21 protein-coding genes and 2 tRNA genes are annotated in these 20873 nt (G+C 63.2%); 13 read left to right on the top strand and 10 right to left on the bottom strand.

All coding sequences use genetic code 11. From position 1 onward, the window contains the following. Positions 1-30: 30 nt before the first annotated feature. Together yut and EEB12_RS13720 are read left to right on the top strand one after the other, a co-directional pair. Positions 31-1074, top strand: a complete 1044-nt coding sequence (gene yut, locus EEB12_RS13725) for an urea transporter (protein ID WP_020905834.1) — start codon at positions 31-33, stop codon at positions 1072-1074. A gap of 88 nt (positions 1075-1162) precedes the next feature. After that, positions 1163-2089 (top strand): D-isomer specific 2-hydroxyacid dehydrogenase family protein, encoded by a 927-nt coding sequence (locus EEB12_RS13720; protein WP_021342507.1) that lies wholly within the window; start codon positions 1163-1165, stop codon positions 2087-2089. Here the strand turns inward: EEB12_RS13720 and EEB12_RS13715 are convergent. Both EEB12_RS13715 and EEB12_RS13710 read right to left on the bottom strand, forming a co-directional pair. Then, the gene (locus EEB12_RS13715; protein ID WP_020968164.1) at positions 2083-2490 is read right to left on the bottom strand and encodes a DUF4259 domain-containing protein; all 408 of its coding nucleotides are present in this window, start codon (positions 2488-2490) and stop codon (positions 2083-2085) included. The two genes, EEB12_RS13720 and EEB12_RS13715, sit on opposite strands and share 7 nt — an antisense overlap. Before the next feature lie 25 nt (positions 2491-2515). Continuing rightward, positions 2516-3136: a LysE family translocator gene (locus EEB12_RS13710; protein WP_021332853.1), complete on the bottom strand. Its 621-nt coding sequence runs from the start codon at positions 3134-3136 to the stop codon at positions 2516-2518. A 399-nt stretch (positions 3137-3535) separates the two neighbouring features. Between EEB12_RS13710 and EEB12_RS13705 the strand changes: the two genes are divergently transcribed. Continuing rightward, positions 3536-4546, top strand: a complete 1011-nt coding sequence (locus EEB12_RS13705) for an alpha/beta hydrolase (protein ID WP_020905848.1) — start codon at positions 3536-3538, stop codon at positions 4544-4546. Between the two features lie 20 nt (positions 4547-4566). Here the strand turns inward: EEB12_RS13705 and EEB12_RS13700 are convergent, their stop codons facing one another. The 3 genes from EEB12_RS13700 to hisC form a co-directional block, all read right to left on the bottom strand. Next, positions 4567-5436, bottom strand: coding sequence for an MYG1 family protein (locus EEB12_RS13700; RefSeq protein ID WP_021342509.1), 870 nt, complete (start codon positions 5434-5436; stop codon positions 4567-4569). 37 nt (positions 5437-5473) lie between these two features. Further along, positions 5474-7168 (bottom strand): bifunctional metallophosphatase/5'-nucleotidase, encoded by a 1695-nt coding sequence (locus EEB12_RS13695; RefSeq protein WP_021342510.1) that lies wholly within the window; start codon positions 7166-7168, stop codon positions 5474-5476. Between the two features lie 100 nt (positions 7169-7268). After that, entirely contained in the window at positions 7269-8345 is a 1077-nt protein-coding gene (gene hisC, locus EEB12_RS13690; RefSeq protein WP_021342511.1) for a histidinol-phosphate transaminase, read from the bottom strand. Positions 8346-8406: 61 nt separating this feature from the next. On the opposite strand from hisC, the gene EEB12_RS13685 reads away from it, so the two are divergent. From EEB12_RS13685 to EEB12_RS13640, 10 genes are all read left to right on the top strand, one after another. Continuing rightward, positions 8407-9126 carry a dienelactone hydrolase family protein gene (locus tag EEB12_RS13685; protein ID WP_019746473.1) on the top strand — a complete coding sequence of 240 codons (720 nt, stop codon included), beginning with the start codon at positions 8407-8409 and terminating at the stop codon, positions 9124-9126. Between the two features lie 96 nt (positions 9127-9222). Further along, positions 9223-9314 (top strand) — tRNA-Ser (locus tag EEB12_RS13680). Between the two features lie 82 nt (positions 9315-9396). Then, a tRNA-Arg gene (locus tag EEB12_RS13675) sits at positions 9397-9469 on the top strand. Positions 9470-9656: 187 nt separating this feature from the next. Then, positions 9657-10433 (top strand): helix-turn-helix domain-containing protein, encoded by a 777-nt coding sequence (locus EEB12_RS13670; protein ID WP_029537413.1) that lies wholly within the window; start codon positions 9657-9659, stop codon positions 10431-10433. Positions 10434-10589: 156 nt separating this feature from the next. Then, positions 10590-11624 carry an iron-siderophore ABC transporter substrate-binding protein gene (locus tag EEB12_RS13665; RefSeq protein ID WP_020968170.1) on the top strand — a complete coding sequence of 345 codons (1035 nt, stop codon included), beginning with the start codon at positions 10590-10592 and terminating at the stop codon, positions 11622-11624. Continuing rightward, entirely contained in the window at positions 11621-12664 is a 1044-nt protein-coding gene (locus tag EEB12_RS13660) for a FecCD family ABC transporter permease (RefSeq protein ID WP_029254260.1), read from the top strand. Before EEB12_RS13665 ends, EEB12_RS13660 begins: the two co-directional genes overlap by 4 nt. Further along, positions 12661-13713 (top strand): FecCD family ABC transporter permease, encoded by a 1053-nt coding sequence (locus EEB12_RS13655; RefSeq protein WP_069146648.1) that lies wholly within the window; start codon positions 12661-12663, stop codon positions 13711-13713. The genes EEB12_RS13660 and EEB12_RS13655 overlap by 4 nt, the downstream gene beginning before the upstream one ends. Next, entirely contained in the window at positions 13710-14525 is an 816-nt protein-coding gene (locus EEB12_RS13650; RefSeq protein WP_069146647.1) for an ABC transporter ATP-binding protein, read from the top strand. The genes EEB12_RS13655 and EEB12_RS13650 overlap by 4 nt, the downstream gene beginning before the upstream one ends. Further along, the gene (locus tag EEB12_RS13645) at positions 14522-15151 is read left to right on the top strand and encodes a pyridoxamine 5'-phosphate oxidase family protein (protein ID WP_003943810.1); all 630 of its coding nucleotides are present in this window, start codon (positions 14522-14524) and stop codon (positions 15149-15151) included. The genes EEB12_RS13650 and EEB12_RS13645 overlap by 4 nt, the downstream gene beginning before the upstream one ends. Before the next feature lie 34 nt (positions 15152-15185). Further along, a complete protein-coding gene (locus tag EEB12_RS13640; protein WP_069146645.1) occupies positions 15186-16364 on the top strand; it encodes a cation:proton antiporter in 1179 nt (392 codons plus the stop codon). Between the two features lies 1 nt (position 16365). On the opposite strand, the gene EEB12_RS13635 is transcribed toward EEB12_RS13640, so the two are convergent. From EEB12_RS13635 to EEB12_RS13615, 5 genes are all read right to left on the bottom strand, one after another. After that, positions 16366-17604 carry an alpha/beta hydrolase family protein gene (locus EEB12_RS13635; protein ID WP_069146644.1) on the bottom strand — a complete coding sequence of 413 codons (1239 nt, stop codon included), beginning with the start codon at positions 17602-17604 and terminating at the stop codon, positions 16366-16368. A 79-nt stretch (positions 17605-17683) separates the two neighbouring features. Then, positions 17684-18373 (bottom strand): DUF998 domain-containing protein, encoded by a 690-nt coding sequence (locus tag EEB12_RS13630; protein WP_141487949.1) that lies wholly within the window; start codon positions 18371-18373, stop codon positions 17684-17686. Positions 18374-18383: 10 nt separating this feature from the next. Then, entirely contained in the window at positions 18384-18788 is a 405-nt protein-coding gene (locus EEB12_RS13625; protein ID WP_019746481.1) for a very short patch repair endonuclease, read from the bottom strand. A 10-nt stretch (positions 18789-18798) separates the two neighbouring features. After that, positions 18799-19674 carry a hypothetical protein gene (locus tag EEB12_RS13620; protein WP_019746482.1) on the bottom strand — a complete coding sequence of 292 codons (876 nt, stop codon included), beginning with the start codon at positions 19672-19674 and terminating at the stop codon, positions 18799-18801. Further along, complete coding sequence (locus EEB12_RS13615; RefSeq protein ID WP_153211133.1) at positions 19671-20816, bottom strand: DNA cytosine methyltransferase; 1146 nt, start codon at positions 20814-20816, stop codon at positions 19671-19673. The genes EEB12_RS13620 and EEB12_RS13615 overlap by 4 nt, the downstream gene beginning before the upstream one ends. Between the last annotated feature and the right edge of the window lie 57 nt (positions 20817-20873).

Genomic DNA, 20873 nt, shown 5'->3' with positions numbered 1-20873 from the left:
GATCGTCGGATATGGATCGAGGGACGTGCGATGACCACCATCACCAAACCCTGGGACGACGTCGCGGACAAGAACGTCGTGCTCAGATTCATCGACACCAATCTCAAAGGCTCCGGGCAGGTGATGTTCCAGGGCAATGCGCTGACCGGCCTGCTGTTTCTGGTCGGTATCTTCTGGGGAGCGATAGCCGCGGACACGATCACCGTCGCGATCGGTGCCGTGGTGGGTCTGGTGGTATCCACCGTCACCGGCATGATGCTGCACTCCGACGACGATTCGATGCGTATCGGCCTGTACGGATACAACGGAATTCTTGTGGGAGCTGCATTTCCGACGTTCCTTGCCGGTGGCGTGATGCTGTGGATCTACCTCGTGGTGGGAGCTGCCGCGTCGACCATCGCGTTCCTGGCTGTCGCCAATGTCTTCAAGACCTGGGGCGTACCGGCGCTGACCTTTCCGTTCAACCTCGTCAACTGGTTTTTCCTCCTCGCGGCGTTCCAGTTCCTGCGGATCGAAACGTCGGACCTCAGCGCCGGCCAGTTTCCCCAGCACATCGGGGACGCGTCGGTTCATGCCGACATCACTTTCAACTTCTTGTGGGACACGCTGTTTCGCAACGTCTCCCAGATCTTTCTGATCAACAACACTGTCACCGGCATTATCTTCGTGATCGCGCTGCTGGTCGCGTCGCGTTGGGCGGCGTTGTTCGCGCTCATCGGTTCCGCGATAGCGATGGGTTCGGTACTGGCGCTGGGCGCCAACACCGTCGACATCGGGAATGGTCTCTACGGGCTCAGTTCGGTGCTGACGGCAATTGCTCTCGGATCGGTGTTCTACAACCCGTCGTGGCGTGTGTTCGTCTACACCGTCTTCGGAGTGTTGGTCACTGTTGTCATCCACGGCACGCTGGTGTCTGCGTTCGCTCCGATCAGCCTGCCGGCCGGAACGGGCCCGTTCGTCTTCGCGACGTGGCTGTTCCTGCTGCCGAAGAAGAAGTTCGTTCCCATCCAGCACGACACCATCGAGGGCGGAGCGGCCGAAGGCAAGGATTCGATCGCAAAGGCGAACGGCTAGGCGGGCCGAATTGGCGAGGCGCCCGTACGCTGGGGCACACCGATGAGTTGATCCGATCGCCCCGCCACTCTCGAAGGAACGCACCTAAATGACAGACTCCAGCGCCCCTCGCATCCATCTCGGCCCCGTCGAGGATCCGCACATTGCCGACGGAATTCGCGGAGTCGGTGGGGTTCTCGTTCCACTCGCCGAGGCAGAGGGCGTGGTCTGGGTACATGGTCCGGACACGTTCCCGTCGTCGCTACCTGACTCGGTTCGTTGGGTGCAGTTGCCCTTCGCCGGGATCGAGCCATGGTTCGATGCCGACGTGATCGACGACAAGCGGGTCTGGACGTCCGCTGCCGGGGCTTACGCGGGCAATGTGGCCGAACATACGATGATGCTCCTCCTCGCCGGAGTGCGTTCTCTCCCCGAACAATTGGTGGCGCAGTCGTGGCGAAAAGAAGAGTTCGATCCACGGGTGGGCACCTTGCAGGGCTCGACAGTGGCGATCATCGGTTGCGGCGGAATCGGCCGTGCGCTGATCCCGTACCTCGCCGCGTCCAAGGTCAGAGTCATCGCCGTCACACGCTCGGGAATCCCCGTCGAAGGTGCCTCCGAAACGCTCTCGGCCGATCGAACCGGTGAAATCTGGTCCCAGGCGGATCACTTCGTGATCGCAGCACCGTCGACGTCCGCGACGCGGCATCTGGTCGGCAAGGCTGAATTGGACCAGATGTCGGAGTCGAGCTGGATCGTGAACATTGCACGCGGCAACCTGGTCGACACGGACGCGCTGGTCGATGCTCTCGAAGCTGGTTCGATCGGCGGGGCGGCACTGGACGTCACCGACCCCGAGCCGCTGCCGGACGGGCACCGGTTGTGGAAGCTGCCCAACGCGATCATCACTCCGCACGTCGCCAACCCGGCTACGACGCTCACGCGTGTGCTGGCAGATCACGTGGCCGCCAACGTCGCTCGATTCGCTGCGGGTGAGGACCTTGCTGCGGTAATCGATCCGTCGGCGGGCTACTGAACCGACAGAACACGCAAATCCTCGAGACCGTCCACGACGGGAACGCGCCACGAGGCAAGCTCTTCCGGTCCCTGCTCGTCCCACAGTTCGAACAGTTCCGAATCGGTCGAGGAGATGGTGCGCTCCACCATCTCGATCAGCCAGGTGAGCCGTTCGCTGGTCAGGGCCGAGGTGAAGGAATCGAGATCGAGGTCCTGGGCGGCGGGGTCGCGTTTGCGATCGGCGCGCACGATCAACACCAATTCGAGCAAGGCGACGGCGATTTGGCCGCCGTCCACCTCGAGGTAGTCGTCCTCGAATGCCCACTCCACCGATTCGAAGGTGAAGTCACCGTGTCCGATGGACGCGATCAAATCCCCTGCACCGTCGTTATCGAACGGTCCCGATCCCCACGCGCCCACTGTCTACTCTTTTCCGATTGCCGTGTCAGCGCGCTTCGAGCGCGATCTTCGCTCCGAATCCTAGAAGAACTGTTCCGGTTATGCGCTCGAGTGCCTGTCGCACTCGGGGCTTCTCGAAGGTGCTACGCGCTCGCGAGAGAAGGACAACGTAGCCACTGAGCCACACGATGGTGATCGCTGCGTGGATGAGCACCAGCAGCGCAAGCGATGGTCCCGTCGGCCACCCGGCCGGAACCAGCTGCGGCAGCAGTCCGGTGTAGAAGACGGCGATCTTGGGGTTGAGCAGGTTGGTGGTGAAGCCCGTCTTCCACGTTCCGGCCTTCTGCGAGCGTGGAGCGTCGGCATTGTCTTGCATCCGCGACGTCCGGCTCTCCCACAGTGCTCGTACACCGAGATAGATCAGGTAAGCAGCACCGGCGAGCTTGACCACGGTGTAGGCCTCCGCCGACGCTGCCAGGATCGCCGACAGCCCGAGGACGGTCAGCAGCCCCCACACCAGAAGGCCCGAGACGATGCCGGCCGCTACCCGGAAACCGGCGGATCTGCCGGCGCCGAGAGCAGCCTGTGTCACGACGGCCATGTCGGGCCCCGGGACCAGGGTCAGTAGGGCGAGCACAGCTGTGGCGGCGAGGAGAGCGGTCAGCATGCACCAAGTATGAAGCTGGGGTGGGGAGCGTTCTCGGTCGGTGTTGTCGTCCCTGTGAACAAAGAGTGGCGCGGTGGAGTGAACTGCATGGACACGCCCGGAAACCGCTGTCGTGCCCGGCATGTTCGTCAAAGTTATGCACACTGTGGGGAAACGAAAAGATGCAGGTAGAAGGAATGACTTCGGTGTAATTCATTCTTTAGTCCACAGGTTATGCACAACTGGGAAGTGGATGTGAATGAAGTTATCCACACCTGTGTGTGCATCGGTGGAGAACTGTCCAACTCCATTGGATACCCGCGAGTAATAAATCCCAACCAGTGGGTTGACCTCGGGACGTTCGTCCTGTCCAATCGAGGGTTAGCGATAGTCGTGCGATGCTCAGGGGGCGCTTGACGGATGCGGAGATTTGGGTTTGTCGGGATTGTGTTGGTCGTGCTCGCGCTTGTTGTGGGCGGAGTGGCGTATGCCGAACCGGCGCCCGAAAATCCACCAGGAGATCTGACAGGTCAGACCGGGGCTCACATCAATCGCATCGAGCAATTGTCGCCCACTCGTAGCGCCGTGTTCGTCGATTCGCCGGCTATGCGGCGCGAGGTGCAAGTGCAGGTTCTGCATCCAGCGTCGAGCGCCGGTTCGCGTCCGTCCTTCTACCTACTCGACGGCGTCAGTGCCGGTTCGGAATCCGGATACTCCGAAAGCACCTGGACTCAAAAGACCGACATCGAAGCGTTCTTCGCCGACAAGAACGTCAACGTCGTTCTCCCTGTTGGCGGTACCGGCAGTTTCTACACCAACTGGAAGAACGACGATCCGAACCTCGGTGTGAACAAGTGGGAATCGTTTCTCGCTGAAGAGCTTCCGGCGTTGATCGATTCTGCGTTTTCCGGAAATGGGACGAATGTGGTCGGCGGGGTGTCCATGGGTGCGCTCGGCGCGGCCAACCTCATCACACATCACCCGAAGCTCTATACCGGATTAGCCTCGTACAGTGGCTGTCTCGACAACTCCGAGTCGTCTTCGCAGGATTCCGTGCGGCTCACCGTGGCCAGTAAGGCAGGCGACGCCACCAACATGTGGGGCCCGTCATCGGACCCCGACTGGCAAAAGCACGACCCGTCCACCAATGCTGAAACGCTGCGAGGAAAGACGATCTACGTTTCCTCGGGCACGGGCGCACCCGGAGAATACGACAACATTTTCACCCCGGGCGGCCTGCAGACGGCCATCGAAGGCGGGCCGCTCGAGGCACTGGCAAACACGTGCACGCAACTGTTCGAGGCGAGGTTAGGGGAGTTGTCGATTCCCGCAGTGTTCGCGTATCGAAACGTCGGCACCCATTCATGGCCGTACTGGCAAGACGCGCTTCACGATTCCTGGCCGACAGTGAAGACCGCCCTGGGAATGTGAACTGGGCTGTGAGCTGAGAACTACTCGGCCAGTGCCAGTTCGAGCAACTGGAGGGCGCCGTCACGGGTCTGCGCAGCCGCGATGAACCCAGCTTTGTGGCAGAAGACCGAACTGTCGACGCCCGTCTCGGCGGCAAGGTCCGAGCCGTTCAGGCCGCGCCACGGCTCCGGCAACAGCTTTCGTGAACCGAACTTGGAGTCAGCGGGCTTGACCGTCTGAATCGACCAGCCGCCGTTGGTGTTCGGGAAGATGGTGAACAGAAGTTCTGGCTGGGCCGACGCGGCGCGGCCGTGGGGAACGAAGCGTTCCAGCACGACGAAGCGCGGATCCGTTGCTTTCTCGTAGGTCTCGGTGAACTCGCGCTCGGCTGCAGCGTCGCCGGCGTACTTGGCGCGCAGGCGAATCAAGACCTGAGTTGCGAGAACCACGGCCAGCTCGAACTGGGTGTCGAACTCTTCGTCGGTGGACGAGATCGGATTGAACAGGTCCAGCACCGACGACAGATCAAAAGGCTTGGTGCCGTAGTCGTTGAGGGTGTAGATCTCCTGGCCGTTGTCGACGGCGTCGATGCCCTCGACCAGACGACTGTCGATTCGGCGGAAAACGGAGGCGTCGCCTTCGCAGAACTGCAGGCCGTATTCCTGCCAGAGCAGACCGAAAGCGGAGTACAGGATGCCGTTGCTGCGCTCGCCGGCATCGCGCTGGTGATGGTCGAAGCGACCCTCGGCCGGGTTGTAGCGACCGCCGACGTCGAGCACGATGTCCGCGCTGCCCAGGACGGACTCGTCACGGCTGCGAACGACGGTGGCGTCGGGGTACAGCTGCTTGAGCAGCGATACGCCGAAGACGTCGTCTGCATGGAACTTGCCGTTATGGGTCGCGATGATCACCCGTCGAGACTAGGCAATCGAGCGCGGGGATGCCTAGTCAGCCGATGGTGCGGATGCGGTCGGTGGCAGGTGGCGAGACCGGCGACCCGGCTGCGAACAGGGCGGTCAAGGCGTCGAGGTCGTTGCCGGCACCGGTCATCTGGGTGGAGTTCTTCAGCGCGGTGAAGCCGTCCCCGCCCTCGGCGAGGAACTTGTTCACCACGACGCTGTAGACGGCGTCGGGCGCGATGTCCTGCCCGTTCAAGCGCATTTCCGAGATTCGCGCGCCTGGTGCCGCCCGCCGGTCCAGGGCGTAGGTGAAGCCCGCGGACGGGGAGAGGATGCGCTCGGTAGCGGTGCCGTCGAGGTCGATCTGGAATTGCTGTTCGAGAGCGTCCTTCAACACCGCTCCTGTGACGGAGAGCACCTCGAGGCTGTTACCGAATGGCTGAACACCGTAGGCCTGGCGGTAGGTGACCTGACCGGAAGTGCCGAAGTCCAAGTCCTCGCGCATGCCGCCGGGGTTCGTCAACGCTAGTTGGGCGCCTCGTGTCGATCCGGCGGCGAGTTGAGCGTCGGCGACCAGGTTGCCGAGTGTCGATTCGCCGCTGGGGACGCGGTCGCGTGTCAGATCGGCGGTAATGGTCCCCACCGGCCGCTGAGCGCTGTCCGACGCCTCCGACCAGGCCCGGTCGGCGAGAGCCTGAATATCGGGATCCGGCGAAATATCGTGTGTCACTATCTGATTGAACGCGGACGTCTGATCGCGAACGACCTCGCGTGTGTTGCGATCGATGGTGACGTCTGCGACGGACACGATCCGGCCGTGCGAAGCGCCCTGCATCACGACTCTGGGATTGCCTGCGGGATCAGGGAATTCGCAGTTGTACTGCTGGTGGCTGTCGGCGGTGAAGATGACGTCCACCTTCGGTGAGGCGCGAAGGGCGATGTCGCGGGCCGGCCCGGACTCGACGTTGCAGTCGTTGGGCCCACCTTCGACGGCCGGTTCGTCCCCACGGTGCAGGAGGACGGTGATGGCTTTGACGCCGAAGAAGTCGAGGACGTCGGCGGTGCGGTTGATCGCTTCGACTTCGTCGCCGAACTGCAGATCGGCGATCCCGCCCGGCGTGACGATCTGCGACGTGTTGGCGGGGGAAATCGCGATGACTCCGAGCGGAATGCCGTCGACCATGTTCACGGTGAAGGGCAGCGTGGCCGGAGTGCCGTTGGTGTACGTCATGTTCGCGGCCATCAGAGGGAAGTTGGCGCCGCCGAAGGACGGACTGAACGTGCACGCGTCGACGGCGGAGCAACCGCCGGACTGCATACGACGGAACTCGGCGAGCCCTTTGTCCAGTTCGTGGTTGCCGATCGCGGAAGCGTCGATCTTCATCCGATTCAGCAGTTCGACCGTCGGTTCGTCGTTGAACATCGCCGATTCCAATGCCGACGATCCCCAGTTGTCACCGACCGAATACAGCAGCGAGTTGGTGGCTTGGCTGCGAAGTTGCGTCACGTATGCCGCGAGATACGCCGCGCCACCTGCGGGGGTGAGCGAGCCGTCGGCCTGCCTGATCTCGCTGCGAATGCCTTCCGGCGGGCGGAGGCTGCCGTGCAGATCGTTGAAGGCCAACAGACGTACCGACACCGTGTCCTGGGACTCGGCGGTGGCGACGGCACTCAGGGAGGTCGCGGAGGTGGCGAGAAGGGTCGTTGCGAGCACGGCACACGTTCGTGTCATGCGTCGCGTCATGCGTCGTGCTCCCTCACTCGGACCGGCCTCGAACCTCCCTGAGTGTGCCCGTCCGCCGAAACGAATTCCAGTCCTCGGCGTAACAGTTATGTATCGAGTGTCACGCGGTGACGCCGATGCCCGCGGCCTGCTTCGCGACGTCGGTGTTCGCGAAAGCGAGGAACGCGTCGTTCTCGTGTGGATCGCCGATGGTCATCCGGACGCCCTCGACGCCGTACTGACGGATCAGAATGCCCGCCTCGGTACTCGCCTCGGCGAAACCGGGGGAGAGCTCTCCGAGGGGGAGATAGACGAAGTTCGCCGACGACTCGGGGACGGTGTACCCGGCTTCGATCAGTGCACTGCGCACGCGCGTCCGCTCGGCGATGACGCCTTCGGTGCGGGCAAGCAGTTCGTCTGCTGCAGCCAGGGAAGCGATTGCGGCGGCCTGCGCGACAGCGCTCACGGTGAACGGGGTGTGCACCTTGCCGAGGGCCACGATGATCTCCGGATCCGCGACTGCGTAACCCACGCGGATTCCCGCGAGGCCGTACGCCTTCGAGAAGGTGCGCAGAACAACCACGTTGGGGCGGCTGCGGAACAGTTCGATGCCGTCGGCGTCCGAGCGTGAGTATTCGAAGTACGCCTCGTCGAGTGCGACGACGACGTGCGTCGGGACCGCGTCGAGGAAGCTCTCGAGCTCTGCCTTCGACAGCGCGTTGCCGGTCGGGTTGTTGGGGTTGCATACGAAGATCAACCGCGTGCGATCCGTGATCGCGGCCAGCATCGCGTCGAGGTCGTGGCCGAAGTCCTCGGTCAGCGGAACCTTGACCGAGACGGCATGGCCGACCTGGGTGACCACGGGGTACGCCTCGAACGAACGCCACGCGTAGATGACCTCGTCACCCTGATCGCACGTGATCTGCACGAGTTCCTGGCACAGTGTCACGGAGCCGCAACCAGCGGCGACGTTGGCCGGCTCGACTTTCAGGAAGGCGGCCAGCGCCTCGATGAGTGCGACCGCGGCATTGTCCGGGTAGCGGTTGGCATTGGCGACCGCGTCGGCGACGGCGTCACGCACACCGGGCAACGGCCCTACTGTCGTTTCGTTGCTCGCCAGCTTGATCGCACCCGGAAAATTGCGTCCGGGAACGTAGGCGGGGATGGAGGCGAGGTCAGGGCGAATGTGTGCGGTCACGAGTCGATTATGCGCGCACCGATTTGGTGCGTAGCGGCCGTCTGCGTGTCAGAGTTAGAAGATGTCGGAAATCTTCCGAGCCACCGCGTATCTGCGCGGAGCCGAAGGGGAGGTCGCCACGGCTGTTCCGCTGACCGTGGTGGAGCCGGACGGCCCGACGCGGGGCGGGATCGTCGTCCTGCATGAAGCCCGGAAGTTCAGCCCGGCTCTGCTGAATCTGATGTGCGCGCTTGCCGGCGAAGGGTGGGTGAGCGTCGCACCTCACCTGTTTCACCGCGAACCCGAACACATGCAGGGTGAGGTGTTCGGTGACAACCTCTTCGCCGACTTCGACGCGACCCTCGATTGGCTCGTCGGACGCGAAGTTCTCGCAGACACCATCGGGGTGCTCGGATTCGACGACGCCGGTACCGCCGCGATGCTCGTGGCCACCAGCCGTCCGGTCGGCGCCGCGGTGAGCGTCGCCGCCCGGGGAATCGTCGAAGCCTTGTCGGTGGATGCTCAGGCGCTTGTCGACGCGGCCACTTCCCTGCAGGCGCCGTGGCTGGCGCTGTACGGCGAAGACGATCCCAGCACGCCGCGTGAGCACGTGACCCTGCTCCGGGAAGCGACCGCCAAGGCCGACGTCGCGACACTGGTGGTCAGCTACGCCGGACTGGCTCACCGGGCGGACGAGCCGCCACAGCTGTCCGAGGACGCCGACCTCGACGACCCTGGCTCGGCTTCGATCGTCGAAGCTCAGACCCGGATCTTCGACTGGTTCGACAGCCACCTGCGGTAAGTCGACAAGACAAGGCGCTGACCACACGTTTTGCCTTTGGTGGCGAAGGGTGTGTAATCTTTCGATCCGGCGGTCCGAAAGGATCGGAACCCCCAGGGAGGCGTGCCAGAGCGGCCGAATGGGACTCACTGCTAATGAGTTGTCCCTTTTACGAGGGACCGGAGGTTCAAATCCTCTCGCCTCCGCCAAGCCGGTGATTTTGACCGGCGGGTTAGAAATGATAGAAAGTACGACGGTAAGACACGCAAGACCAGCAAGACAACAGAACATGCGCCCGTAGCTCAACGGATAGAGCACTTGACTACGGATCAAGAGGTTAGGGGTTCGAATCCCTTCGGGCGCACAAGAAAGAAGGTCACAGACTCCGGTCTGTGACCTTCTTTTTGTTGTGGTGCATTCGCAATTTTTGAATGTGTGTGACGTCACCTCGGCGAATTTCGGTCGGTGACCCTCGCGATCGTAGGAACCAACAACCGATCCCCGCGACCTATGCTTTCTCCGGAGCAGCCGCGCAAACCGAGGAGAACCCGTTGGAGACCGTCGACAGTCGGACGCTCCCGGTCTACTCGGCCGGGGCGGTCGAGGTGCCCTTTGTCATCGCGGGCATGGACGAACTTGTCTCCCGCGAGACCCGGTGGGAGGCGCACTCGCACCCGACCCACGAATTGTTGTGGAACGAGCGAGGAGCGTCGAGCGCCACGGTGGGATCGCGCACGTGGACGATCACCCCGACCGTCGGTCTGTGGATGCCCGCCGGCGTCCTGCACTCGGCGATCGCGCCCGCCGGAACCTGGTATCGGGCCGCTCAGCTCGACATCGCATCGGTTCCGTCTCTGTCCGACGTGCCGGTGGCGATCGAGGTAACTCCGCTGCTGCGGAACCTCCTCGAGCGACTGGCAGACGATTCACTCGGAACCTCTTCGCGCTCGCTCACAGAGCAGATGGTGATCGACGTACTGGCGCCGTCACCCAACGAGTTGCTGGTTCTGGTGCCGGACTCGGCGCTTCTGCAACCCATCGTCGACGCGATCGGTGACGATCCGAGTGACATGCGAACGCTGTCCGACTGGGCAAGGCTCCTCGGCGTCAGCCCGCGAACCATCACCCGGGTATTTCGGTCGGAGACCGGGATGAGTTTCGGGCAGTGGGTGTCAGCGGTGCGCGCCCAACGGGCGGTGACGCTTCTTGCACACGGCTTGGATCTGCAAGAGGTTGCCGAGCGCGTGGGCTACCACTCGACCAGTGCGTTCGGTGCGGCATTCCGGCGCACCACCGGGGCCACACCAGGGATGTTCCGGGCTAGCTGATCGGCCATCACACCTTGTCTCGATCGCTACAGGGGGTGTCCCAAACACGCGATTGCGCCACATTGCCCTCCCGTATACGGTTTAGGCAAACCTCACCTAAGTGCCCGATTGAGCCGGGTTGAGGGCCGTACCCCTTCTCGAGAGAGTTCTGTTTTCATGCGTTCAAAACGCTTCTTGGCGGTGGCCGCAGCAGCGGTCGCAGTCGCCCTCGGCATGACAGCTTGCAGTTCCGACTCCTCGGAGACCGCCGACGGCGGCAGCGCCGGAAGCGGATCCAGCTCCTTTCCCGTCACGATCGAGCACGCTTTCGGAACTACGACGATCGACGCCAAGCCGGAGCGAGTTGCCACCGTTGCCTGGGCCAATCACGAAGTGCCCCTTGCTCTCGGCGTGGTTCCCGTCGGAATGGCAGCAGCGACTTTCGGTGACGACAACGGCAACGGAATGCTGCCGTGGGTCGAGGAAAAGCTCGACGACCTTGGCGCGAAGCCGCCGGTGCTCTTCGACGAGACCGACGGCATCGACTTCGAAGCCGTCTCCGATACGAACCCTGACGTCATTCTTGCCGCGTACTCCGGATTGACGCAGGAGGACTACGACACCCTCAGTGAGATCGCTCCGGTTGTGGCGTATCCCGAGGGGCCGTGGGCGACGTCGTGGCGCGACGTCATCAAGTTCAACAGCATGGGCCTCGGCATGGAATCCGAAGGGCAGGAACTGATCTCCACCATCGAGAAGGAGATCGCCGACGAGGTTGCCTCACATCCGCAGCTTGCCGGCAAGGCAACAATGTTCCTGACGCACGTCGACACTGCCGACCTGAGCCAGGTCAGCTTCTACACCGCGAACGACACACGCGCCGCGTTCTTCGAGGACCTCGGACTTTCGACGCCGAAGAGCGTTGCCGACGCCTCGACGGGTGGTGAGTTCTCGAAGAAGGTCAGTGCCGAGCGTGTGGACGTCTTCGACGACGTCGAACTGATCGTCACCTACGGTGACCAGGCACTTGTCGACGCACTCAAGGCTGACCCGCTGCTCTCGCAGATGCCTGCTGTAGCTAACAATTCGATCGTCTTCCTCAACGGAACCGGCCCGATGGGAACGGCGGCCAACCCGACTCCGCTCGCCATTTCGTGGGTACTCGGCGACTATGTCGATCTGCTCGCCGGGGCTGCTGGAAAGTCGGAGTGACTGTAACCTCGCAGGATTCGACGTCGGGCGCCAGCGATACGCGGCGCCCGACGTTCGGCAATTCGCTGTGGCTGATCGCCCTTCTCGTGGTCCTCGCCGTGCTCATGTGCGCCTCGATCGTCATCGGCTCTCGTGAGGTCGATTGGTCCGACATCGTTGCCGCACTTGGCGGTTCCACCGACAACATCGGTCAGGGTGCGATTGCCAAGCGCATTCCGCGGACGGTGCTCGCGATCATCGTGGGTGCTGCGCTCGGTCTTGCCGGCGCGGTGATGCAGGGGATTACCCGAAACCCTTTGGCGGATCCCGGAATCCTGGGCGTCAACATGGGCGCTTCGCTCGCCGTGGTGATCGGAATGGCGTGGTTCGGATTGTGGACCCAGACCAGCATGATCTGGGTGGCCGTACTCGGTGCAGCCGGGGCGGCATTGTTCGTCTACGTAGTCGGGTCACTCGGGCGAGGTGGAGCCACGCCACTCAAGTTGGCTCTTGCCGGGGCCGCAACATCGGCTGCGTTTGCTTCGTTCATCACTGCGATCATGCTGCCGCGAAACGATATTGCGGGCAACATTCGTTCGTGGCAGATCGGCGGCGTCGGTGGCGCGAGTTTCGAGGTGATCCGGCAGGGTCTGCCTTTCCTCATTGTCGGCTTCGTGATCTGTCTGCTGTCGGCGCGCAGTCTCAACTCTCTTGCGCTCGGCGACGAGGTTGCATCAGGTCTCGGCGAACGCGTCGCGGTGGTTCGTGCAGTGGCAGCGCTCGGTGCAGTGTTGCTCTGCGGTGCGGCCACTGCCATTGCCGGACCGATCGGCTTCGTCGGTTTGGTTGTCCCGCATCTGTGCCGGTTGCTGATCGGGATCGACAACCGTTGGCTACTACCGTTTTCTGCGCTGACAGGTGCCGGCCTTCTCGTCGCCGCCGACATTCTCGGACGAATTGTCGCCCGGCCGAGCGAAATCGACGTCGGCATCATCACCGCGCTCGTCGGAGCGCCCTTCTTCATTTACATAGTCCGCCGTCAGAAAATACGTGAGCTGTGACCACTACATTCGTTACTCCCGAAGTCGAGGTCGACGCAGTCGGAGCAAGCCGTATCCGACGAGGTAGACGCCGCCGCATCGTGATTGCCGTGCTGACGGTCCTCGCCGTCGCCTCCTTCGCGGTCACTCTGATGGTGGGAAAAACCTTCTACCCGCCGTCAGATGTGCTTCGGGTCGTGCTGGGGGAGAACGTGCCTGGTGCCTCGTTCACCGTCGGTCGCCTCCGGCTGCCTCGCGCTGTCCTTGCTGTGGTCGCCGGAATCTGTTTCGGCTTGGGTGGCATCACGTTCCAGACGATGCTGCGCAACCCGCTCGCGAGCCCCGACATCATCGGGATCAGCTCGGGCGCAAGCGCTGCAGCGGCTTTCGCGATCATTTCGCTTTCGCTCGGCGGCTCGCAGGTCTCGATCTTCGCCATCGTTGTCGGTCTGGGCGTCGCAGTCTTGATCTACGTTCTGTCCTTCCGAGACGGTGTAGCAGGCACTCGGCTGATCCTGATCGGTATCGGCATCGCCGCGATGCTCGACAGCGTCACCGCCTACCTGCTCAGTACCGCCGCCGCGTGGGATCTGCAGGAGACGATGCGTTGGCTCACCGGCAGTCTCAACGGTGCCAACTGGGGTTCGACGGTTCCCGTGGTCCTGGCGCTGGTTGTCCTCGGACCGGTGCTGCTGAGCCAATCGCGCAACCTTTCGACCATCCAGCTCGGTGACGACGCAGCACAAGCGCTCGGCGTCAGAGTGGAACGAACGCGCATTCTGTCGATCATTGCGGCCGTCGGACTCATCGCCTTTGCCACTGCCGCTGCGGGGCCCATCGCCTTCGTCGCATTTCTGTCAGGGCCCATCGCCGCCCGCATCGTCGGTCCGGGAACATCACTTTTGATTCCGTCGGCGCTGGTCGGAGCGCTGCTGGTGCTAGTTGCCGATTTCTGCGGACAGTACGCCTTCGGCACCCGCTACCCCGTTGGCGTGGTGACCGGCGCGCTGGGAGCGCCGTATCTCGTCTACCTCATCATTCGCTCCAACCGAACGGGAGGTTCGCTGTGACCGAATCCCATACTCTGACTGCCGAAAACCTCGAACTCGGTTACGGAGGACGGACCGTCGTCGAATCGCTCGACCTCGCGGTGCCGCCGGGAAAGATCACGACCATCGTGGGCGCCAACGCGTGCGGCAAATCGACGCTGCTGCGGTCGATGTCGCGGCTACTCAGTCCCCGAAGCGGTCATGTTCTCCTGGACGGCAAGGATATTCATCGCCTACCCGCGAAGAAGCTCGCTCGCACGCTCGGCCTGTTGCCGCAGTCACCGATCGCACCGGAAGGCATTGTTGTCGCCGATCTCGTCGGCCGAGGCCGACATCCACATCAGCGGGTGCTGTCGAGGTGGAGTCGAGAGGATGACGCAGCCGTCGCCGAGGCGCTTGCGGCAACGGACACAACCGAATTGGCCGAACGATCGGTGGACGAACTTTCCGGTGGTCAGCGCCAACGTGTGTGGATTGCGATGGCGCTCGCCCAACAAACCGATCTGCTTCTTCTCGACGAGCCGACTACCTTCTTGGACGTGAGCCACCAGGTTGAGGTCTTGGACCTGCTCACCGACCTGAACCGGACTCGGGGTACAACGATTGTCATGGTTCTGCACGATCTCAATCTCGCCGCCCGCTACGCCGACTACCTCGTCGCCATGGCCGATCGCCGGGTCTACGCGGCGGGTGATCCTGCCGAGGTGCTCACGAGCGACAACGTCCGCACCGTTTTCGGTCTCGAGAGCCGAATCATCCCCGACCCCATCTCGGGTAAGCCGTTGGTGTTGCCGCTCGGGCGCCACCACGTTCTCGACGACGTGTTGACGTGACGGCGTCGAACGCCCCGGGCGGGCGGATCGAATCCGTGGAACAACTCAATGCGATTCTCGGACAGCCCCATCCGACGATCATGGAGAAGCAGACCGCTTACACGACTCCGTTGATCCGTGAATTCATCGAGCAGGCACGGTTTTTTGTGCTTGCGACATCCGATGCGGCTGGAAATTGCGATTGCTCGCCGCGCGGAGACTTGGTCAGTCAGGTTCTGTTTCCCGACGAGAAGACGCTCGTGCTCCCGGATCGTCCGGGCAACCGGCGCGCCGACTCGTACCGGAACATGATCGAAAATCCTCACGTGGGGATCCTCTTTCTCGCGCCCGGGCACGACGAGATCGTGCGCGTCAACGGCACGGCGACTCTGTCCACCGATCCTGATCTGCTGGACTCGATGGCGATGAACGGCAAGCCGGCGCAGCTTGCGGTGATCGTGAAGATCGACGAGGCGTATCTGCATTGCGCGAGAGCGATTCTGCGGGCGAAGCTGTGGGATCCGTCGACGTGGCCCGCATCCGATGACGTACCGAGTCTGCGCGACATGATGGCCGAGCAGCACAGCCTGCTGGTCGAGGATCTGGAGCCGGCTCGGCAGGAGGCGTACCGCAAGTACCTGTACTGAGCGCAGATCCGTCACCTATGTCCGATAATGATCCGTGCCTTCAATTGCCTCGTCGCTGTTCTGGATTGCGCTGATCGCGGCCATCGCGCCGATAGTCGCGGGGTTGATCCCGCGTCGACTGGTTCCCGAAGTGGTGTTGCTACTGGTCGCGGGCGCAGTGGTCGGGCCGTTCGCCCTCAACATCGCCGCTGACAGCGAGGCGATCGGAATCCTCCGCGAACTCGGCCTCGGCATGCTGTTCCTGCTCGCCGGCTACGAGATCGACCGACAGGAACTCAGTGGGCGCGGCGGACGTCGAGCGCTCTACACGTGGCTGTTCTGCCTCGCGTTGGCGTTCACGGTGGTCGCGCTGCTTGGCATGAGGAACGTGATCTCCGCGGAAGCCGCTGTTGCCATCGCAATGACGTCGACCGCACTGGGCACGCTGTTGCCGATCCTCAAGGACAACAAACTCCTCGACACACGCTTGGGCAAGACGGTCCTCAATCACGGGGCCGTCGGCGAACTCGGGCCGGTCGTCGCGATGGCGGTGCTGCTGAGTGCCCGTGGTGCCGTCCTGTCGCTCATCGTTCTTGCCGTCTTCGCCTTGATCGCCATCGTCGTGGCGGTGCTGCCCGGCAAGCTGATTCACGAAGGCTCGTGGACACATCGGCTGGTGCGGGCAGGAGCGGACACCACGGCGCAGACGACGGTCCGCCTCACCGTTCTGTTGTTGGTCAGCCTCGGAGTGCTGTCGGCCGTGTTCTCACTCGACGTCATTCTCGGCGCGTTTGCCGCCGGCTTCATCCTGCGGCGACTGATGCCAGAGGGCGACGAGCGCCTCGAGATCAAGCTCGACGGGATCGCCTTCGGGTTCCTCATCCCGATCTTCTTCATCACTTCAGGCATGGCAATCGACGTCTCGGCGGTCGCCGCCAGTCCCGGCACACTGATTGCGTTTCTGATCCTGATCGTTGTCGTCCGCGGCGTGCCGGTGTTCTTCGTGACCAAGTTCGAGAAGGTCGAGCCGCCCTTCACCACGCGCGAAAGTGCGCAAGTCGCGTTGTACGGGGCTACCGGTCTGCCCATGATCGTGGCGGTCACGGGCGCTGCCGTCGACGCGCATCAGATGTCCTCGGACAACGCGTCGATTCTTGTCGCGGCCGGTGCGATCACCGTTCTACTGCTGCCGATGCTCGCCACTCTCTTGACGAAAAAGGAGAAAGTGTCCTGATTCAGAGATCCAACTGCTCGTCGAGCCAGTCGAACATTCGCTGATCCGTCAGACGCCTCGCCATGGGCTGGCAGTGGAAGTTCGCGCCCTCGGCAGCGGTAAAGGGAACCACCGTCGTCGGTCCGCCGGATAGGGCGGCAAGCCGCTTGGATTGACCGGGCCAGAACTGCTCGCCTTCCGGATCGGTGATGAGCAGGGGAGTGGAGATCGAGCCGGCGACGTGTTCGAGGTGGTACTTCCGAACCTCGGCGAGAGTGTTGTAGTAACCGTCGGCGAGGTACGGACGCGCTCGGAAACGCCAGATCCGGGCGGTGTCCTTGGAGAACTTCATCCCCATCGCCATGTCGCGGTCGAAGGCCTCCGCCTTCCCCTCGTCGAGCAGCTTCTGCATGTTCTTGGGGATATGGGCGAGCCACGACGCGGCCACGTCCACGACCCCCGGATCGGCGATCGCTGCCGCGATCCGATGCTCGAACGCCAACGACTGCGGCACCCAGTAACCGCCCTGACTGATCCCGTACATCGCCAGCTTCGACGCATCGACGTCCGGCCGGTCCACGAGATAGTCGACGACGGGCGTGATGACGGCTTCCCAGTCGTGACGGAACGGGATGTTGCGCTCGAAGAGCATCGACTGCTGACCGGGTCCGTCGAACATCAACACGTTGTAGCCCCGCTCGAGCGCTCCGGCGCCGCCGCTGCCCCACAGTCCGCTGATCGGGCCGTCGCTACCGTTCACCATGATCAACGTCGGCCGTCGCACGTCGCCGGGCGGCCGGAAGAAGTACCCGGGCAAGTAGGTGTCCTCGTAAGGGATCCGGACGCGTTCGACGGGCTGGGCGGTGGTGTCGACGAAGCGGTCCCACGCTTGTCGGTGACGTTTGAAAGTGGGGACCAGAACCGAATCGTCGCTGAGACCGTCTACGGCGTTGATCGCCACACCGAAGTACGACGCCGCCCGCAGGTACGCGTTGGACGCGCTTCGCGAATGCCCGGCCGCGGCTGCCTCATCGGCCTGCCCGAATACTCGTGTGCCGAGGTCGAACCAGGCCTCGTACCAGCCCTCGAGGTCTTTCTCGCCGACATGAGCGATGGCCGAGAGCACTTCGCCGGTATCTGCCGCGCCGTAGGTGGCTTGCCCGAGAACGACTCTTAGCTCGAAGTCGAAGGACTCGTTGCGGTAGAAACCGGCAGTGAACGCCTGGTGTGGATGGGCGAAGAACGACGACGCGAGAGACATGGGCACACCTTCGCTAGTTCGGGGCAGCCATTTTCAGTTGTAGTTCCAGGATCGCCCGAATCGGTTGCCGGAAAACCTGTCAGCGTGGCGACGCCGGGAGCCCGGTGGATGGCGGCCTCGACATCGCAAATGCCAGGGTGCACAACCACAACGACATCCCCAACACCTGTGCGCGTTGAGCGATACCCAGTCCGAGATTACCGCCGCCGGAGACTTCGATGCTGTTGGTCGTCAACATCCACACCGTCGCAAGGGAAGTCAGGATCAAAATGGTCAGACCCGTCATCCGCAAAGAAGGGTGTTCGCGATACCTGAACGCTCCCACGGTGAATGCGATCATCGCGGTGAAGATCGCGAACACCGCCACGCTGCTCGTCAATGCGTGAACATGGTGGAGCTGCGGAAGTAGACCGTCGGGTGCGCTCGACGGGCAACCCTCGCCCGAGCATTCGAGAGGGAACGACGCGTCGGCGATTGTGGCGATGCCGAACACTGCAAGTGCAATCCAGCCCGTGACGTAGAGCCTGCGCCTGGGCGTGATCAGCAGACCCAGCGCTCCGGAGATCAACATCGAGATCGCGGACAGGACGTCGGCATTGCCGAAGACGTCACGGTATTTCTGGTTCTCGGCATCGAGTTCGCTGAGGAACGATGTCACCGGGTCGAGGCCGGTGTCGAGGAAAAATTCGAGAATCCACGACGAGTAGACAATTCCGCCCAGAGCCAGCGCAGCCACCAAACCCCACCGCGCAACGTTGCGTTCCTTCACGAAATCGAGCTTACGGACCGAGCAGGGCTTTCTGGACGCGTTCGGCTGCTACCAGCGGATCTTCGTGCTCCCAGATGCGGATGACGGTCCAACCCTGCTCTGCCAGACGTGCATCGGTGTCGCGGTCTCGAACCACGTTGGCGGCCAACTTGTCCGTCCACCACTGCGCGTTGTTCTTGGGAAACGTCGCATGCTGCGGGCAGCTGTGCCAGAAGCATCCGTCCACGAACACCGCGACTTTGCGGCGCGGAAACACCAGATCAGCGCGTCGGCGAACACCTTTGACAGGCGCCCGGTCAACGAAGTACCGGAGTCCGCGCCGATGAAGCTCGCGTCGAAGTGCAATTTCAGGTTTGGTGTCGCGCCGACGCTGAGCGCTCATCCGAGCGCTGGTGGCAGGATCCGTCGCAGGCACCGTGGTTCCCTCAGCCGTCGGAATCGTCGCTGTCTTCGGGATCGGACCAGGTGGGCGCAAACCTGTTGCGACGCTCCACTTCACCGTGCACGACGGTCACGAAGTCGGTGAACGAGAGCGTCTGAGCTTCGGTGGGCCGGCCGTTGCGCGGCGGCGGCTCGTCGACGTCGAAGAACCGAACCGCGCCATCGGGTTCGTAGAGTCCGATGTAGACCTTCTCGAAGAGGTCGTAGCGGGTGTCCTCGGCGCCGAGATCCACCCAGGCCTTTCCGGGAACGCCGACCACCGCGCGCTTGCCCCGGCCCGAGCGCTTCGAGAGCGTCGTGACGTGGTGTGCAAACGAGGATTTGCCGGTGTCACTGGTTTTGGTCGGGTCGCCGTCGTCGCACGTGGCGTACGGCTCGAACATGACGGCGACCAACACGCTGTACGGCTGACGCTGATGCAGAACCATTGCCTCGCCACGCAATTCGTGGTCGTTGCGGACGATGTTCTTGGTCCACCGTCCAAGTTTTCCGCTGCGGGGACTGTAGTCCTGGAAGTTGTACGTCTTGATGGAGACGCAGAGGATCAGGCCGAGAGTGGGGTCGAGGGCCTTGACGTCCAAGCGCTTTCGGCCCTTGGCGACATCAACGGTTGCCTCCTGGCCTTCGCCGGACGCTGTCGGGGTGATGTTGGGATACAGCGGACGCAGAGCGTCGGCCACCGTCTGTGCCAGTTGATTGGAGAGTCGCTGGGCGTAGTTCTTCTTCTCGCCGCGATCGGCGTCGGCCGGAGGCTTGTCGCCCGCGAGTTGCAGTGCGCTCCACAGTGGTTCGTGTTCCGGCTCGGAAAACAGCGGTTCGGGGAATAGCGTTTCAGGTTCGGGGAACAGTGATTCCGTCATGCCGCGGCCTCGGGGTATCCGCCCATCCGCTCGAGATGGCTTTCGACGTCCTCGATGAAACCGGGGATGAACCGAAGATTGCCCATGCGTGCGCGCTTGAGGAAGCCGGCTGTGGCCCGCGCCGACAGCAACCGCGTGTCCTCGAGGAAGCCACTCAGATCCTCGTAGTCGTACTGGACCGGCCAGGTCGAGGTGTGGACGCGGAAGGCTTGGCGGTTACGGCCCCATGCCGCACTCGGCCACGCGTCGCCCGGTTCGAGTGGCGTCTCGCCCGCGGCGTCGTATGCGATGGGATCGTTCAGCCGGCCACCGACCCACGACGCCATCCGCACGCTCACGGCATTGCCGACCAGCTTCCATCGGTGGCTGTGGCGTAGGCCGGGAACCTCGACGGACGGAAGCGTCCAGTCGGGATCGAAACCCTGCAGGCGTTCGGCGTCGACGAGACCGGGAGTGACGATCTCACCGGACGGCAACCGGACCGCCGGCTGGCTGGGGATGCCGACGGACGAGCCGCCCTTGAGCGTCGGCACCGCATTGACGGCCCATCCGAGTCCGCGGGTGCCTTCGGTCCAGTAGAAGCCGCAGGGGTAGTCCGCGGGATCACCTCCCAGGCGCTCGCCGGCGTCCTGGCCGAACAGGATTTCGCGAGGATCGTCCGTGCGCGAGGCAAGCATGATGACGCGCTGGCGGCGCTGGGGGAGTCCGAAGGCGCGGGCGTCGACCACCCGGTATGCCCAGGTGTATCCGAGGTCTTCGAGAGCGTCGGTGATGTGCCGCATGGCAGCGCCCTTGCCGAGTTGCAGCATGAACGGAACGTTCTCGATCAACAGCCAGCGCGGGCCTTTCTTGCGCTTGACCAGACGGAACACCTCGTCCACCAGGCCTGAGCGTGCGCCGGTGATGCCTGCTGTTTTGCCGGCTTGAGAGAGGTCCTGGCAGGGGAAACCGGCGGCCACCAATTCGATGTCGCTGGGCAGCGCACGCAGTTTGGTGACGTCGCCGTGCAACGGCACGTCGGCGAAACGCGAACGGAGAACTGCCTGGGCGCCCGGATCGATTTCACACAGCAGTTCGGTGTTCCACCCATGTTCCGAGAGCCCCAACTCGAGCCCGCCGATACCGGCAAACAAACCCACCATGCTCCGCGACGACGTCACAGCACCCTTCCTCACGAACCGACCTAGAAGCACGGTACT

The organism is Rhodococcus sp. WS1 (genome assembly GCF_003797745.1).
GTDB classification, from domain to species: Bacteria; Actinomycetota; Actinomycetes; order Mycobacteriales; family Mycobacteriaceae; genus Rhodococcus_F; species Rhodococcus_F erythropolis.
This window is presented reverse-complemented; position numbering and strand designations above follow the sequence as displayed.

Excerpts from the sequence above, each read along its gene's own strand:
- yut (WP_020905834.1), top strand. The coding sequence starts at position 31 with ATGACCACCATCACCAAACCCTGGGACGACGTCGCGGACAAGAACGTC.
- EEB12_RS13720 (WP_021342507.1), top strand. The coding sequence starts at position 1,163 with ATGACAGACTCCAGCGCCCCTCGCATCCATCTCGGCCCCGTCGAGGAT.
- EEB12_RS13710 (WP_021332853.1), bottom strand. The coding sequence starts at position 3,136 with ATGCTGACCGCTCTCCTCGCCGCCACAGCTGTGCTCGCCCTACTGACC.
- EEB12_RS13705 (WP_020905848.1), top strand. The coding sequence starts at position 3,536 with ATGCGGAGATTTGGGTTTGTCGGGATTGTGTTGGTCGTGCTCGCGCTT.
- EEB12_RS13695 (WP_021342510.1), bottom strand. The coding sequence starts at position 7,168 with ATGACGCGACGCATGACACGAACGTGTGCCGTGCTCGCAACGACCCTT.
- EEB12_RS13685 (WP_019746473.1), top strand. The coding sequence starts at position 8,407 with ATGTCGGAAATCTTCCGAGCCACCGCGTATCTGCGCGGAGCCGAAGGG.
- EEB12_RS13665 (WP_020968170.1), top strand. The coding sequence starts at position 10,590 with ATGCGTTCAAAACGCTTCTTGGCGGTGGCCGCAGCAGCGGTCGCAGTC.
- EEB12_RS13635 (WP_069146644.1), bottom strand. The coding sequence starts at position 17,604 with ATGTCTCTCGCGTCGTCGTTCTTCGCCCATCCACACCAGGCGTTCACT.
- EEB12_RS13620 (WP_019746482.1), bottom strand. The coding sequence starts at position 19,674 with ATGACGGAATCACTGTTCCCCGAACCTGAAACGCTATTCCCCGAACCG.
- EEB12_RS13615 (WP_153211133.1), bottom strand. The coding sequence starts at position 20,816 with ATGGTGGGTTTGTTTGCCGGTATCGGCGGGCTCGAGTTGGGGCTCTCG.